This window comes from Stieleria varia (genome assembly GCF_038443385.1).
GTDB lineage: Bacteria > Planctomycetota > Planctomycetia > Pirellulales > Pirellulaceae > Stieleria > Stieleria varia.
This window is the reverse complement of record NZ_CP151726.1, coordinates 3,931,409-3,946,626: the sequence shown is the minus strand read 5'-3', so window position 1 is coordinate 3,946,626 and position 15,218 is coordinate 3,931,409. Positions and strand designations below refer to the sequence as shown.

The window sequence follows — 15,218 nt, the reverse complement described above, 5'->3', positions numbered from 1 at the left end:
GCTTAAGAAACCTCAATCAACGATGTTTTCCACACATCCTTCACCAACTCGGCAAGCATCTCCTGTCGCTCATCGATACCCGCCGCCGTCCAATCAGTGAACGGCTTTAGTTTCTCGTTAATCCGTGTGATGCTGGAGTTCTTCCCGACCTCAGTAAGCTCAACGATGCTGCTGGTCAGGTAGTGTTTACATTTCTTGTATTCAGCTTTTTTGTCATCGAAAAAGCCATTACTGGCCACGATGTTGATGGGCTTTTCAAGCAGCGTGAAGTTCCCAAGGCGAACCTTGTACTCGTCGTAGTCACAATTCGGATTTTGAGTTGTGAACGATTGCCTAAGATCCGCCTCTGGATTGTTCGGCAGGATATGTTCCATTTCCAAAACCGTGTACTCGTGAAGACTGCCCGGCGTCTTCACACCCTTGTAAGCCATGTCCACATGCTGCGTGAGTTTGGCGAGCAAGTAACGAGTTCGGTACTGCTGCATCGAACGAATGGTGTACCGTTTGAGAGCATCGTGAAGCTCCTTGCCTTTCGAGGTCATGCTGGCTTGGAAACGATTCTCGATAAACTCGTTCAGCTTTTGCCTTTGTTCCTTTTCATCCGTCAATTCAGCGACGGCCCGAAGTTCGTCGGCCCATTGGGAAAAGCTGCGTTCCAATTCCTTCGTCGGTGTCTTTGTGAAGATGTAATAGAACAGAAAGCTCTCTAGCTGCTGAACGAAATGATCAAACAGAGGTTTCGGTAGGTTCGAGACAGCAAGCAGCAGCACATAGTGCAAACTAAATGCACCACCGCACAGCTTCTTCAGGTTCTCCATTGGAGTGTTACTTTTGCCGTCGTTCCCACGACCTTCGGCAAAGTCGAGATACTGCTCAACATTGCGAATGATCTTTCTGACAAACACAAACGGCTCTTGCGTGTAGCCGCACAGCTTGGCGTTCTCTTTGTCAACGAACCAATCATAAATCTGGTCTTCACGAACAATCGAGTCCTTGTTCGTGATCTTGTAATTGGCCATCAGGAAGTAACGCAGGAATCGAAGCGGCTTTTCCTTGCCTTTTTCCAGCGGTCCCGTGATCTTCTTCCACTCATTCTTCAGCTTTGTGAACTCGCCCAGCTTTACATTTGTGAACAGCAAGTTCTTCAGCAAGTCCATTGGGTTCAGACCAACGCCACGCTCGTTGATCGTCTCGAAGATTTTCAGTGCGCTACTGACATCGGTTGAGATTTGGATGAAGACAACATTATTGGCAAGGAATCCCCACAGCTTCTTGAGTTCCTTTTCATCCTCGTAGTTGTCTTCCAGATACCGATAGATCGTCCCGTATGCGTTCAGCAAGTTGTCTAGCGAACCAAACCGTGGAATCCCGCTACTCTGAACTGCCGCACTGACCTTTTGCGGCACATCATCTTGCTCCACAAGGCACTTCATCAACTCGCTGGCGTTCTCGTAACGTGGGTCCAGCTTCAAACTCGTTTCGATGTCACCTGTCTTGGTGGCGTAACTGGTTGAGATCAGTTCGTTGACAAGCTGGTAGTGCTGCGGACTGCTCTTGAATCGATGCCGCATCGCACACAACAGCAGGAAAAATGTCGTGAGCCGCTGTTGACCATCGATGACCTCGAATTGATTCTTGCGAGCGCCCGGTGACACGAGAATCATGCCGACGAAGTATTCCATGTCGGAGCTAACATCGACCTGATCGTTGATGTCATCGAGAAGTTGCTGAACTTCCTTGTCGGACCAGACATATTCACGTTGGTAATCGGGGACGACGTAAAAGCACTCACGGAATGCTTCTTCGATGCTGTATTTGTGATTTTCGATTCTTGCCATTTGTCTATTCTTTTCCGACTTGATCCTGATTTTGTTTCGGTTTGGCCTCAGCCGTTTCGATTCGATCTTCTGTTCGTTTGCACCAGCTTTTGCCTGCCATTAGGCTCAATCGTCGTGTTTTTAATCGTTTCTTACCTTGGGCCGAACATGGGCCAGCATGGGCCAGCATGGGCCAGCATGGGCCAATCACACGTCATGAGTCACTCTTTCTGGCTGGTAGACGCAACCGCTGATTCGGACTTCGAGGCGTCTCTGGGAGCGTGAATTCGATGAGCTTCACGTCGATGAGCCGATCAATCGCTCTTTTCATTGACCCCGCCCGGCTACTCACTCCCAGCCGATCCGCCAATTCACTTCGGCCAAGCTCGCCCGATTCCAGAATTTCCAGAATGTTCGATTCCATTGCCGATAGCGACAAAAGTTCATCAGACGAAGAATCAATCGAGAACTCTCGGTGCATCGGTAACACCACCAAGAAATGGCTGCGGATATCGTCGGTGCTGAAACTTGGCTCCGGCGACCCATTGGACACCATCACTCGCTTGATCTTCGGGATGCCCGTTCCACGCCCTTCGGTGAGTTCAAGCTCCTTAAAGAACTCGCCAATCCGCCGATTTCGATAACGCCGTGCGACCACCAAGCCGTCCCGTAAATGCTCGGGCCGAATCGACGGATCGGGGCCGGGGTAGCTGACGATCTCGATGCGATCAGGATTCACTCGCACTTCCACCGGTTCCGGTGTGTCATAGCCACGATGGTACATGGCGTTGACCAAAGCCTCCTCAATCGCAGCCAGAGGATAATTGAAAAACCGCTTCGCTTCAGGTCGATCCGGCAGCTTGATGACCTTTTCCACAACCACCTCATTTTGCACATACCGCAGCGCCGAACGAATCTGTTGATCAATCGGACCTTCAAACGTCTTCTCGATCAATTCATCGCCGCCAGCCCCATCGGGAAAGATCACGACATCAATCTGAGCACCGGGCAGGAACTTTGCAGGGTCATTGCTAAAAAACAGCACCCCGATATTCCGAGGCCGAACCACTTCGTCGCCGCCATCAACGATCTGCATCTGTCGGCAGATGTTCACCAGCGACAATTCATCCACTTCGCTCAATAGATCGCTTCCAACTTCATTCAAATACGAACGGATCAACGAAATCTTCAGATCGTCAATCGTCGCCCGTTGGCATTGCCGATCATCGAAGGGAACGGTAGCCGTCAGACTCAATAGTTCTCTTTGATCTTCGCTGTTCTCGACCACCTGCACCGTGCTCGAATACCGGCGGATGTAGTAGTGCTTTTCCTTGTGGCTTGCCGTCACATCTCGTGGCACCGAATAAGGACGATTCTGACCACCGGGTGCCCACAGCACGATTAGATTCCGATTCTCGACCGTTTGGATGCTCAGGATCGGGAAATAGGGTGGTTGGATTTGGTTACAGTAGCGCAGTAACTCCTGTTGAATACGATCCAGCGAATCCTCCGGCACACCAGCAGGAGGAAAAACCGGACGGCCTGATTCATCGCAGTCCTGACCAATGACAACATAGCCGCCACCGAGGTTCTCGAAATCGTTGGCGAAGGCACACAGCGTCCGCATGATCGGAGCCGGATTCCAACCAGTCTTGTATTCGATTCGCTCACCTTCGACCGTTCGCTGTCGCAGCAAGTCTTCGATGTTGATTGGCAATTCAGCCATCGCATTCGTCCTCACTCGTCGATGCAGCCGACTGCAATGTTTTCAAACTCACACCATCCTTGTCTTTCCAATCATCCCGTCCATTTGCCGAACCGCCTTTAATCACCCCCGCTGCTGATGATGGCGAACTGAAGGCATAGCCTTCAATGAAAACGTATCGATCTGACCTCAACTCAACGACGCACTTCTCAATCAGATCCTTTCGCATCACCGACAGATAATTGTGAATCGAGTTGGTCTCATGCAGCACCATTTCGGAACCGGACATAACGACGAAACCTTTTGCATCTTCATAGCCAGTCGCTTTGATTCCCTTCGCTTCGATGTACAGCAAGTTCTTGGGCTTCTTTTTTGTTTCGGTCTTCTCAAAGACACCGAGCCCCAGCAGCGGGAAGATGCTGAGGATATCCAGCAAAAAACTCTCCATGTCGGCACGTTCGGCTTCCGACAACGTGGGTGGCAAGGAGGAGCCGGTGTTGTCGAGCTTGCACTGTTTGGCGGTTTTGGCGAGTTCCAGCAGTCGGGATTCGAGATGTTTGACGTGGGCTTTGTTCAAGCTGGTGTCTTTGGTGACAAAGAAGACCGCCCAGTCCCAGAAATCTTTCTTGCTGTAGTGTTGGTTGAGTCGCTCTTTGACCGGATCGCCTTCACCGATGTAGAGCGTGGGCAGCGCACTGTCTTCGCTGAACCCGACCAGCACATAGATGCCCGTGCGATCAAACTCGGGCCGACCGACCACCTGCTTGTAGCCGGTTCGTTTGAAGACAACACCGATCCCTGTCCAGTTCGATTTCTCGACCATTCGCAGGCCATCGGGATCTCCGTCTGGCACGAAGATGCGAATTGAAAACGGTCGTTGAAGGAAGTCAGACATTGGCAACAAACTCCTCGGCTTCATCGACTTTCACACGAACTATGCCCGTGAGCAGGTCTTGCATCAGGCCCGATTTTTGGGTTCGGAGTTTGCTCAGGTATCGGTCTTCGGCTTTTTGCTTTGAATCCAGTACGTCAATGCGCTCAACTATCCGCTCCCGTTCTTCCTTCGTTGGCATACCGATGGGTATCGAATACACATCGGCTAGGTCGAAGCGTTTCGTGCCATGCGACGACGCCGTGGCCAAAGCAACCATTTTCGCTTTGTGGGTAACGAACCAATGGGCCACGAATCGAGCAGTTTCAGTATCGTCGAAGCTCAGTGCCTTCATGTCTTGATTGAAGGTGACATCTCTCGTTGTAATCGCAACTGGGAACGAATGTGCGAGGATCATACCTCGGATAACAATCAAAACGGTCCCGGCAGGAACTCGACGAGTACCGACTCTGGCGGCTTCTTCGCTGATGTGATCTTCAGAGTCTGAAATCTCAAAAACCTTCATGTCTTTGGGACTTACCCATGGAATCGCACCCGTCCAATAACTTTCATTTGACTTGCTCGGTGTTCCACCGCTCATCCACTTGCAAATACTCCCTAGCGTGTCTTCATCCCACTCCTTCGGAATCCATCCGAGTTCGGATTGCTTGTACAAGTCGGGGGCTTGTTGTTGGGTGGGGCGAAGTTGGCCGCTGGAGTCCACGCCTCGGGTGAACAGGTCGTGCATCATCCCCTGTTTGATCGCCTGATACTTGGCAATCAACGCTTCGGTCTTCTCAATCAAGTTGTCCAGCGTCGTCAGAATCCGTGCGATCTTTTTCTGCTCAGGTAGAGGGGCGACCGGAATCGGTAACTGCTCAATCTCAGGCTGCGAAATCGTCGTCATCGTCGTCTGTTTTGCCTGAGCCATGAGGTATCGCCGTGAGTAGGAATCACGGCAGCAATACGCCACAAACTCGGGAAACATTTTGCTTGTATCTGGAGACATCTTCATTACATGGCACTCGAAGAGCGTTGGCTCCCAGAGTTGCCGAACGATGTTGCAGGCTGCAATTCCGCTCAGGACGAGCGAACTTCGTGTAAAAAACACATCTCCTTTCTCAACTCCATACTTGGCTAGATCTGCTGGCGTTGCGGCAACTCGCTCCACCGATTCAACTCGTGTGTCAATGCCGAACGATTGGTATAGCTCCGACACGTTGACGAGCTTGTAACCGCTTCCCACGAGTTCTGGCTTCTTGAAAAAACCGTTCTTTGCACCGTTCAGCGAAACGCTTTTCAAGGAGTCAATGCGCCAATCATCTGGAATCGGGCGATTGGTCTTGCCGATCTTGTCACTCATACCCCAACTCCTTCAAGTATTTATTGAGTTGGACGGCTTCTTTGTCCCTGTCAGCTAAAATCGCTTTTGTAGTGACTGCGTACTTCCCGCAGATCGCTTCAATCTGACTGGTTAGTAGAAGCTGGTACTGTCGCAAGTACATATCGTATCGTTCACTCAAAACTCGCTGGAACCGTTCCAAGATCAACTGCTTTGCTTCATCTACACTGATTTTGGAACGGGCGGCAGTAACCAGTTCGTCTCGTTGCTTCCCTACTTCCTTGATGCCGCTCTTCAGCGTCTTGAGTTCGGTTTCCAACGCCGAGTGTCGTGCCAATTGTTCGTCAATCTTTTCAATCTGTTGTTGAACTTCGATCCCTTCCGCCTCGTCGTCACTGGCTTCGGCAAGTTTTTCGTTGATCTCGCTTTCCGAATAGTCCGCTTCTTCCATCCGTTTAGCGTCCTGACGCATGGACTTCACATGCTTCTTGATCTGCTTGACTTTGGCCGTAAGCTCCTTCTTGTCTGCCTTCAGCGATTTGACCAACTCCTTTGGCAAAACACCGTCCTCAGACTCTTCCGGCTCGTCACCCTCTTCACTCGCATCGGCAGTCGCAAACAACGCTTCCAATTCAGCAATGCGAGCGTGATCCTGTTCGATCTTTTCCAGCACTTCAGGGAACTGTGATTGAAGGATGTCTTCGTCTGGAATCAGTTCCGGCCCCCAACCACTCGCCGCTACCGATTTGAAATCCGCCGCCAGAGAGTTCATGTAAGCGGCCAAGGCTCCGTGAACCTGATGCAGATCGAGAATTCCTTGCGGCACCAACGCCTTGCCCAAACTGCCAAGAAACTGTCGCCGAAGATCAAACACGTTCTTGTTGTCGGGCAGAGCCTCGATCTCGCTAACGTGTTTCTTCCACCACTTATCGAGTGCCTGATGAAACTGCTTGTGCTTCTGCTGAACGCCATCCGCCGATTCGATCAACGGCTTGATGTCGTCCTTGCCTTGGATCGCCTCGGCAAAGTCGAGGTAGTTCTCGTCTCGTGGCTGAAACAGTAGTTCTCGCAGCCCAGCGTAGTTGTCGAAGTATGGGCCAAGTGCATCGACCTCGGACAACGGTATACCGCCATGCAAGTGTGCTCGCACGTCATGCGGTTCAGGTGGCGGACTGTTATCGACGTAGCGACGAATGTTGAGGTTGAATTCTTCGTCCTCAAGTTCCTTGATCGGCACGTTACGAGAATACTTCGGCACGTCCAGATGTTTGTGGTAGACGTGCGTGATCTTCTCGATGTCTTCGGGCCGCAGCGAGTTTTGGTTCTTGCTCTCTTTGAATTCCAGATCGGCATTGATGAACAGCACGCTCTTCCGCTTACTCGCCCCATCTTTGTTGATGACCAGCACGCAGGCCGGGATGCCCGTTCCATAGAACAGCCCCGCAGGTAAACCGATGACTGCTTCCAAGATGCCTTCTTTGATGAACCGCTTGCGGCAGTCTTTCTCTTCCCCGCTGCGAAACAAAACACCGTGCGGCATGACCACAGCCAACTTGCCATCGCTCTTCAGCGACGAAGCCATGTGCTGCACGAACATCAGGTCCGCCTTCTTGCCTTTCGTGAACGTGTGATACCGCTCGGGGAATTCAACATCGGCTTTCTTGGGAGCGTTTTGAGCAAAAGGCGGATTGGCGATCACTCGATCAAACCGACGAATCTCACCCGTCGCTTTGTCTCGATGTTGAGGGTTCTTCAGCGTGCAACCCTGCCGGATGTCGGCACTGCGAATGCCGTGCAGGATCATGTTCATCTTGCAGACAGCCCAAGTCCCGCCATTCAATTCCTGACCGGCCAACGAGAGGTCTCGGGGATTGCCGCCGATCTCTTCGACATAATGCCGTGACTGGATCAACATACCGCCCGAACCGGCACAAGGATCGCAGACGCTCATGCCTTCCTGCGGTTCCAGCACATGCACCATCATGCGGACGACTTCGGCAGGCGTGTAGAATTCGCCACCCTTCTTCCCGGCACTGTCGGCAAAGTATTTGATCAGGTACTCGTAAGCCGCTCCTAGCAAATCGGGAAACTCGAAGTCGTCGTTGGACAGCGGGATCTCATCGAAGTGCTGGATGAACTCGATCAGAATGCTGTCGTCCATCGTCCGCTGGCCGACTTTGCGATTGAAGTTGATCGCCTTCAACACATCTTGCAGCGCATCCGGGTTGGCATCCTCAATAGCCGCCAACGCCTTGTTCAGCCCGGAACCAACGGACTGCTTCAAGTGCTTGATCTTGCTCCAGTGAGCTTTCTCAGGAACGTAGAAGTCGTACTTGTCCGGGTTCTCAAGCTGCTTCTTGATCAGATCCTCACGCAGCTTGTCCTTCGTGTACTTCTGCCGCAGTTTCTCCCGGTCGTGATCGAACTGGTCACTCAGCCGCTTCAGAAACAGCATCCCAAAGATGTATTCCTTAAACTCCGAAGCATCCATGTTACCACGAAGAATATCGCAAGCCTCAAACAGCCGCCGCTCCAACTTAGCCAGCGTCAGCTTTTCAGGCTTGGCCTTCGGCTTAGCTTTCGCTTTGTCATCCATTTCAAATTCAATCGTCTGCTGGCTCATTTTTCGTCCTGATCATTACGTCGTGTATTCACGGACTTCAATCAACCACCAAATCGATGCTTTATGTACTCATACTGCTTCGTTCCCTCCAGCTTGTCCGTCGCTGGATTCGTTCTGACGTAGAACACTTTCTCGTCCAGAAAGCAGGGACGTTCCGCCTGCTTGCATTCGACGACCAATACTCTTCGTTCTTCTGCTTCAGCAATCTGATAATTGATGAACGGATAGAATTCTTCACCAACTCGTTGTCGCATCGTGTTCTTAAAGTGCAGCAGAAACTTGTCCAGAACATCTTTGTGAAACTTCTTCAGTTCAGCGTCTATTCCAACAATCTTCTCGTCGTCGCTGACGCCCACCAGCAGTATGCCGCCGTCAGAGTTCAGGAATGCGACGACCGTCTTGAGAGAAGCTTCTTCGATATACTTCTCTTTCGTTTCTTTCTTGAGATCGAGGCTGAATGTCTCCTTGAACTCGACCGTCTTTGACTCGCCCTGACGAATGATGCTTCGCAGGTGGTCTGCTTCAGATAACCCGCCGATGACAGACAGCATCGAATCCAGTTGCTTTTGGAATTCGGTCAAGCCGGTCGGATTTAGCGACAACTCTTGGTCGAACTCGTTGATCGCTGCTTTAAGAGCCGACAGCTTTCGGTGCGTTGTGACGATCTCCTGCTGTGTCTCAAGATCCGGCACCGCAATGATACACTCGTGTAGGTCATCTTTGCTGAGCCGCTGAATGACGCTTCCCACGGTCATCACCGAAAGAGCGTGCTGGCCAACGGAGGTGCCGAGAAACTGAGCCACATATGAATTGATGGCCTGTTCATTGAGAACGACCTGATAGTATCGGTCGTGTTTTTCACCCAGTTCTTCAAGATTGTCGGTCGAGCGTTTACCCGTCATCGGTACATAGACAGAATTCGGTTTGTCCTCAAATTCGCCGCCCCGTTTTGCTCTGTTAACCTCGACCGCCAATTCTTTGATGGTATGCTTGGCAAAGTTGTCGTACTGAGTGACGAGTCCGGCAAGTGGTGACGAATCGGCGTAACGGGGAATGTTTAGGTTGAAAGAATTCGCCCGGATCTCGTCCATCTCAACGACTCGTGAGAATCGCTCAACGTCGGCATACTCGTCGAAAGTGGTTGTAATGCGTTTAATGTGCTCGGGTTGAAGCGTGTTCAGCTTTCCCTCTCGCTCAAAATCTCGATCCGCATTGATGAAGAGAACCTTGCCAACTCGTTCGGGCGGCTTGCTCTTATTGATGACCAATACCGCCGCAGATATTCCTGTCCCATAGAAAAGCGCAGGTGGCAGGCCGATGATAGCTTCAAGTAAGTCATCCTCCAAAATTCCTTGGCGTATCTTTCCCTCACGACCTCCACGAAACAGCACGCCATGAGGAGCAACAACGGCCATGATTCCGTCTGGCTTCAGAGCGGCAATCATGTGCTGAATGAAGGCGAAGTCGGCAGTGCTTCTCGGTGGGATTCCGTATCGAAAACGACCAAATGGGTCGTCTTCGAGATCCGCTCCATGCACCGAGACTGAGAACGGTGGGTTTGCAATCGCTCGGTCGAATTGCATTAACCGGTCGTGGTCAGTGTGCCGAGCATCTATCAGCGTGTTGCCTAGGCGCAGGTCAGCATCCAGTTCTCCATTTACAGCTAAGTGTATCCTGCCAATCGACAGGATCTCCTGATTGATCTCCTGTCCGAACAACGAAAGCCGATGACCGCCTAGCTCGGATCGGGAGGCGTATCGCATGGCTTCCCGCAAAAAGCCCGCCGTCCCGACACAGGGGTCATAAACGCTCATCCCTTGCTGGGGCTTCACAAGCTCAATCAGGAGGGTCGCTATTTCCTGTGGTGTCGAGAACTCACCTGAACGCTCACCCGACGCACGAGCAAATCGGTCGAGGAAGAACTCATAGAAACTTGCAAATGTGTTGACGCTTGTGTTACTGGATGCCTCCGAGAAGAGCCTTAGCAGGTCGGCAAGGGGAGGCGTGTGTGGTCGATTGTAGTCGGATTGCGTTAGCACCCCATCGAGCCGTTGATTCTCGAACTCGACGGCAACCATTGCCTTGTTGAGCGCATCGCCAATTTGCGAGTCGGGCTGGGCGAGCAAATGATTCCAACTCGCAACTGACGGAAGGATGATTACGTCACCAAATGGTTCGTCTTTCGTGGCTTGCTTGTTGGCGTAACCAAGAAATATCAACCCAAGAACCATCTTGGCATATTCATCGAACTTCAGCCCGGAGTTTATTCGAAGCCGCTCAACGGCATTCCAGAGTTTCTGTTCGATCTCATTGAGATCGCCGCCATCCTGCTCATGTTGCAGCGGCTCAGTTGATTTTGAATCTGTATTTTCCATCGCCTTCGGTTGCCCCATTACCGAGGTTTTTTGGTTGGTTTACGTTTACTTTTCTTCTCGCCGGAATCTTCATCCGGCTCCTCTGCCTCGCTGGACTGGATTGGTCGCAGCAACGCATCGAGTTCTTCCTGCTTGAACAACCGATAGCCGTTCACCGGATGCCGATGTGCAGCGATCTTGCCAGCGTTTTCCCAGTTGCGAAGAGTGTTCGGCGAAACGCCGAGATACTCCGCAGCCTCTGAGATGCGCAAAAAGTCTTTAAGTCTGTCCATGAGCCGGTCTCCACCTGCCACGAAAGGGCTATGCCTGTGCTTGGCCAACCTTACCAAACTCCGTTACACTTGTCGATCAGGTGGAGTTTGAAATGGAGCCGCTGGAAATTCCGGTAGGGCAAACGCAAGTCAGCGGACGCCGACTGGGCAGCAATTCAACGATGGGAACGAACGCATGTGGACCGATAACGAAACATCTCTCGATTTGCTTGGGTTTCGTGTCCACGCAGACTTAATTCGGTCTGTAGTGACCGACCAATCGCTACTACCTGTCACGCTAGGCGTTTTTGCTGACTGGGGTGGAGGCAAGACAAGCTTGATGAAGATGCTCGAACAATCTTTTGATCCCGACGCTTGGGACAAAGGCTCGGAAGAGCATGAACGATGCGAGCGAACCGCCTGTCTGTATTTCAACGGGTGGTTGTTCGAAGGCTACGACGACGCCAAGTCTGCCATCTTAAGCTCAGTGTTGATTGCGTTGGGTGAACACAAGCGGTTTGGACCCAAGATGCGTGACGGCTGTGCGTCCCTGCTGAAATCCGTTAACTGGATGCGAGTTGCTCATCTCGGCTTGAAGCATGTAGCAGTTCCAGCAATCGCAGCTTACGTCACCGGTGGCACGTCCATCGTGCCATCGCTCGCCACCAGTGTCGGCGGATTGATACCGGGTGCGGCAACGAACCCGGATAGTGCCGCTGCACCGAAAGCTAAGGACGCCGGTGAAGGTGAAGGCGAGGTCGATTGGGAGGGACTTATCAAAAAAGACCAATCAAGCCCCGGCCCACTCGATGTGCGTACCTTCCGTGAGAAGTTTGGCAAACTACTTCAAGATTCAGATGTCGATTCTCTTGTTGTCCTCATTGACGATCTTGATCGCTGTTCACCAGAACGGATCATCGAGAACTTGGAAGCGATAAAGCTCTTCCTAAATGTTGACCATACAGCCTTCGTGATTGGTGCCGATCCTCGTATCGTTCGACACGCCATTTCATGGAAGTACAGTGACCATGATGGCGGAGTCGAAGAAGAAGCTCCGACCATCGTGACTGACTACCTTGAGAAGCTGATTCAGTTTCCGTATCGATTGCCACGACTTTCGCCTGCCGAGATAGAAACGTATATGGCGCTTCTATTTTGCCAAACGCATCTCACGGACGAACTTTTTGAGGCGACTGTAAACGCATGCGACGAACATCGCACAAATGACCGCTACTCTGTTTTCGGATATTCCGCAGTTGAGCAAGCGGCCAAGAAAGCTGGAACTGCGATACTCCCAGAACAGCTTGTCAATGCTCTCGTTTTCTCTGCTGGCGCTGCACCTCTGATTACGGAGGGGCTCAAGGGAAACCCTCGGCAGGTAAAGCGGTTTCTAAATGCGTTTGTTCTTAGGAAGAAACTCGCAGAGGTCGCCAAGTTAACAAACATCAAAGATGATATTCTCGTGAAGCTGATGATTCTTGAATACTCGAACGACAAAAAGTTTCGAGAACTCTACGAGTGGCAGGCATCGCAGAACGGATTCCCTTCACAAATCCAAACTTTTGAAGGTGCGTTGGGCGACACAATTGAAGAAGGCAAGTTGAGATCGGAAATCCCTGACGAATGGGCTAAGCCCAAGCTCATCCGCTGGCTCAAGATGAAGCCTTCGCTAAGCGGCATAGATCTTCGAGACTACTTCTGGATCGCTCGTGATCGATTGCAATCATCAATCACTGGCATGTCGATGGTGCCGCCGATTGTTCGCCGTGTCTTCGAGGGGCTCATTAGCGACAATGCCGCAATGAAGAGCAAGGCGACGATAAGCGCAGGTGAGTTCGAGGAAGTTGAAGTTGAAATGCTTCTTGAGTTACTGGAACGAAACGTGATGCAGAACCCGTCCAAGAAAGCTTCGTTTGACGCCTATCGATCCTTGATCGAAGGCAATGTCAGAGATGCAGCAAGTCAATTGGCTTCAGCAATCACTGGAATTCCAGCGTCATCGATTCCACCTGCTGTGGGAGGTGACCTGCTGACACTCATCAAGGCTAAGCCAGAAACCAAGCCAGTGCTGCACTCTGTCATCGAGTCGCTCAAAGGCACCGACACAAAAGTCGGGAAAATGATCACGCAACTTTCCAAAGGCAAAGGGTAAATAACCGATGGGTACGTCGGCGGATTATTCAGCGCCTCCAAATTGGAAAAACGTCAAGAGCAGCGTAACATGCTCGGGCGGGCAAACACCTACGCCAACGATAGCTCGTGACCTCGTTCGAGATTACATTTCGACCAATGGTGGTTCTGGTCGAATGTCTTCAGGGCGAGGGCAATTGGGTAGCGGCAGAACTGCCAAGAGCGCTGCTCGATCTCTCGGCGGATTCCTTTCGTCGGTAGCGAGGGACGGGCTCGACAACGCACTCCGAAACAATGGTCTACAGGATCTCGTTGGAAAATCTGTTACAGAGACGCTTCTTGGGATCGTGTCGCTTTGCGGTGGCACTGACGGCGATATCGATTCCGTCGATGCACGAAACGCACTGTCGAGAACGATGGATGAGGTATGCAAGGACGTTGCATCACCGGACGAACTTGAAGCGGCTCTTCTTGAGAGAATGGACGGTGATGGTTTGGGAGAACTCATGATGGCATACTTTGGCAACTATCTGTTCGAGCAGTTTTGCCGTGTATTCTTCGGTCAACTGCTGAAGAAGCATGGCGACCAAAAAGCCAACTCATACCTCGACTCTATACGAGACGTGTTGAAGTCCGACTTGGCAAACAAAACGGTCGGGTCAGATCTCACAAAAATTGACTGGTTCGGGCGAGAAGGAACCCAGATGGCACAGACGATAATGAGCAACACCTTGGCAGTATTCGAGTAGCAAATGAAGGCGTCAGTCAAGATTTCCGCCACTGAAGTAACTTCGCACGAAGGGGCGGTCATTAACCTTTGCGCAGACGACGTAACCATCTCGGAACTGTATTTTGATTTCTCCAAGTTGCTGAAGTCTGTACGCAGCCCGACGGATACGGCATTGGACTTTCTCGTTGTCGCCACAACGGTCTACTCACTCGACAAGCTGACTCCACGATCCGAAGCAGAGAATGGATGGGAGAGATCGTTTGACGTTACGATCCCTGTCAAGGACTCGACCCGTTGGTCAAAAGCGTCAAAGACAATCAATGAATGTGTAAGTTTTCTAAGTGGCGACAAATGGCGATTGACGTTTACAGAACGCACCCAACAAATCCTACGCGGAAAACGCCGTCAGCGAAGATCTCGAATACAGCCGAGGTTTGCACGAGCAAACATGACGTGCTTGTTCTCGGGAGGATTGGACTCGTTGATCGGCGCTATAAACTTGCTTGAAGAGTCGAAAGGCGGACGAATCGCATTAGTGGGGCATCACGATCCGAATATCGGCGGCGTCGAGAAAGACCAGAAGCAGCTAGTGACGGCACTCCAATCTCAATATCCAAATCAATGCGAGCCAATCCTCGTTGGTGTCGGCAATTGTGAAAAGAGTCCTGAAATCACAATGCGAAGTCGGTCTCTTCTCTTCATAGCGCTTGGCATTACTGTGGCCGAACATCTAGGCTCTGGAACAACCTTGCTTATCCCTGAGAACGGGACGATTGCCCTAAATGTTCCGCTGACACCTGCTCGTCGAGGCAGTTGCTCGACCCGAACGGCCCACCCGTACTATTTGTCGTTGCTTCAGCGGTGGCTCATCGCCGTGGGGTTGGATCATCCTATTGAGAATCCTTTGATCGGCATGACCAAAGGCGAGGCCGTTTCGTTGTGTGCCAATCAAGACTTGCTTGCGAACACAGCTTCTCTGAGCACATCTTGTGCTAAGCCGGGGCACACGATGTGGTGGGTTCGGCGAAACGCTGATGGTTGTGGGCAATGTATGCCGTGCATCTACCGACGTGCCGCATTACATGCGGCAGGACTCGACAATGAAATCTACGGTAATGATATTTGTACCGGCGAAGTCGATGTCGCCGATCCAAACTCAGACGCCGCTGATGACTTTCGAGCCTGTTTGGCATTTCTTCGAAAGAAATACTCGCAAGAACAGATTGCTAAAATGCTGATATCCGCTGGCCCACTCCCACCGTTGGAAGTCCTTGGTTACGCCGACACGGTTCACCGTGCGATGGAAGAAATTCGACAACTGCTCCGAGACAAAGCGAATGTAACGCTTCAGAAAATGGCTGGGATTTGAATTGG

10 protein-coding genes are annotated in these 15,218 nt (G+C 51.5%); 3 read left to right on the top strand and 7 right to left on the bottom strand.

The genetic code is table 11. The features are described 5' to 3' along the window. Nucleotides 1–2: 2 nt before the first annotated feature. From Pla52nx_RS13000 to Pla52nx_RS12970, 7 genes are all read right to left on the bottom strand, one after another. Nucleotides 3–1,838 (bottom strand): DUF262 domain-containing protein, encoded by a 1,836-nt coding sequence (locus Pla52nx_RS13000; protein WP_146518423.1) that lies wholly within the window; start codon nt 1,836–1,838, stop codon nt 3–5. 193 nt (nt 1,839–2,031) lie between these two features. After that, on the bottom strand, nt 2,032–3,543 hold the full coding sequence (locus tag Pla52nx_RS12995; protein WP_145271349.1) for an ATP-binding protein: 1,512 nt from the start codon (nt 3,541–3,543) through the stop codon (nt 2,032–2,034). Further along, nucleotides 3,536–4,417, bottom strand: a complete 882-nt coding sequence (locus Pla52nx_RS12990) for a GIY-YIG nuclease family protein (RefSeq protein ID WP_146518424.1) — start codon at nt 4,415–4,417, stop codon at nt 3,536–3,538. The genes Pla52nx_RS12995 and Pla52nx_RS12990 overlap by 8 nt, the downstream gene beginning before the upstream one ends. Then, nucleotides 4,410–5,756 carry a restriction endonuclease subunit S gene (locus Pla52nx_RS12985; protein ID WP_146518425.1) on the bottom strand — a complete coding sequence of 449 codons (1,347 nt, stop codon included), beginning with the start codon at nt 5,754–5,756 and terminating at the stop codon, nt 4,410–4,412. Before Pla52nx_RS12985 ends, Pla52nx_RS12990 begins: the two co-directional genes overlap by 8 nt. Next, nucleotides 5,749–8,358: a type I restriction-modification system subunit M gene (locus tag Pla52nx_RS12980; protein ID WP_231741712.1), complete on the bottom strand. Its 2,610-nt coding sequence runs from the start codon at nt 8,356–8,358 to the stop codon at nt 5,749–5,751. Before Pla52nx_RS12980 ends, Pla52nx_RS12985 begins: the two co-directional genes overlap by 8 nt. 41 nt (nt 8,359–8,399) lie before the next feature. Continuing rightward, on the bottom strand, nt 8,400–10,751 hold the full coding sequence (locus Pla52nx_RS12975) for an N-6 DNA methylase (RefSeq protein WP_146518426.1): 2,352 nt from the start codon (nt 10,749–10,751) through the stop codon (nt 8,400–8,402). After that, nucleotides 10,751–11,005: a MerR family transcriptional regulator gene (locus Pla52nx_RS12970; RefSeq protein WP_146518427.1), complete on the bottom strand. Its 255-nt coding sequence runs from the start codon at nt 11,003–11,005 to the stop codon at nt 10,751–10,753. Before Pla52nx_RS12970 ends, Pla52nx_RS12975 begins: the two co-directional genes overlap by 1 nt. Before the next feature lie 175 nt (nt 11,006–11,180). Between Pla52nx_RS12970 and Pla52nx_RS12965 the strand changes: the two genes are divergently transcribed. The 3 genes from Pla52nx_RS12965 (at nt 11,181) to qatC (ending at nt 15,213) form a co-directional block, all read left to right on the top strand. Further along, a complete protein-coding gene (locus tag Pla52nx_RS12965; RefSeq protein WP_146518428.1) occupies nt 11,181–13,136 on the top strand; it encodes a KAP family P-loop NTPase fold protein in 1,956 nt (651 codons plus the stop codon). Nucleotides 13,137–13,530: 394 nt separating this feature from the next. Continuing rightward, a complete protein-coding gene (locus Pla52nx_RS12960; protein ID WP_146518429.1) occupies nt 13,531–13,863 on the top strand; it encodes a hypothetical protein in 333 nt (110 codons plus the stop codon). 3 nt (nt 13,864–13,866) lie between these two features. Further along, nucleotides 13,867–15,213: a Qat anti-phage system QueC-like protein QatC gene (qatC, locus tag Pla52nx_RS12955; protein ID WP_146518430.1), complete on the top strand. Its 1,347-nt coding sequence runs from the start codon at nt 13,867–13,869 to the stop codon at nt 15,211–15,213. Nucleotides 15,214–15,218 lie beyond the last annotated feature (5 nt).

Coding starts and splice junctions, on each gene's coding strand:
- Pla52nx_RS13000 (WP_146518423.1), bottom strand. CDS start 1,838: ATGGCAAGAATCGAAAATCACAAATACAGCATCGAAGAAGCATTCCGT.
- Pla52nx_RS12995 (WP_145271349.1), bottom strand. CDS start 3,543: ATGGCTGAATTGCCAATCAACATCGAAGACTTGCTGCGACAGCGAACG.
- Pla52nx_RS12990 (WP_146518424.1), bottom strand. CDS start 4,417: ATGTCTGACTTCCTTCAACGACCGTTTTCAATTCGCATCTTCGTGCCA.
- Pla52nx_RS12985 (WP_146518425.1), bottom strand. CDS start 5,756: ATGAGTGACAAGATCGGCAAGACCAATCGCCCGATTCCAGATGATTGG.
- Pla52nx_RS12980 (WP_231741712.1), bottom strand. CDS start 8,358: ATGAGCCAGCAGACGATTGAATTTGAAATGGATGACAAAGCGAAAGCT.
- Pla52nx_RS12975 (WP_146518426.1), bottom strand. CDS start 10,751: ATGGGGCAACCGAAGGCGATGGAAAATACAGATTCAAAATCAACTGAG.
- Pla52nx_RS12970 (WP_146518427.1), bottom strand. CDS start 11,005: ATGGACAGACTTAAAGACTTTTTGCGCATCTCAGAGGCTGCGGAGTAT.
- Pla52nx_RS12965 (WP_146518428.1), top strand. CDS start 11,181: ATGTGGACCGATAACGAAACATCTCTCGATTTGCTTGGGTTTCGTGTC.
- Pla52nx_RS12960 (WP_146518429.1), top strand. CDS start 13,531: ATGGATGAGGTATGCAAGGACGTTGCATCACCGGACGAACTTGAAGCG.
- qatC (WP_146518430.1), top strand. CDS start 13,867: ATGAAGGCGTCAGTCAAGATTTCCGCCACTGAAGTAACTTCGCACGAA.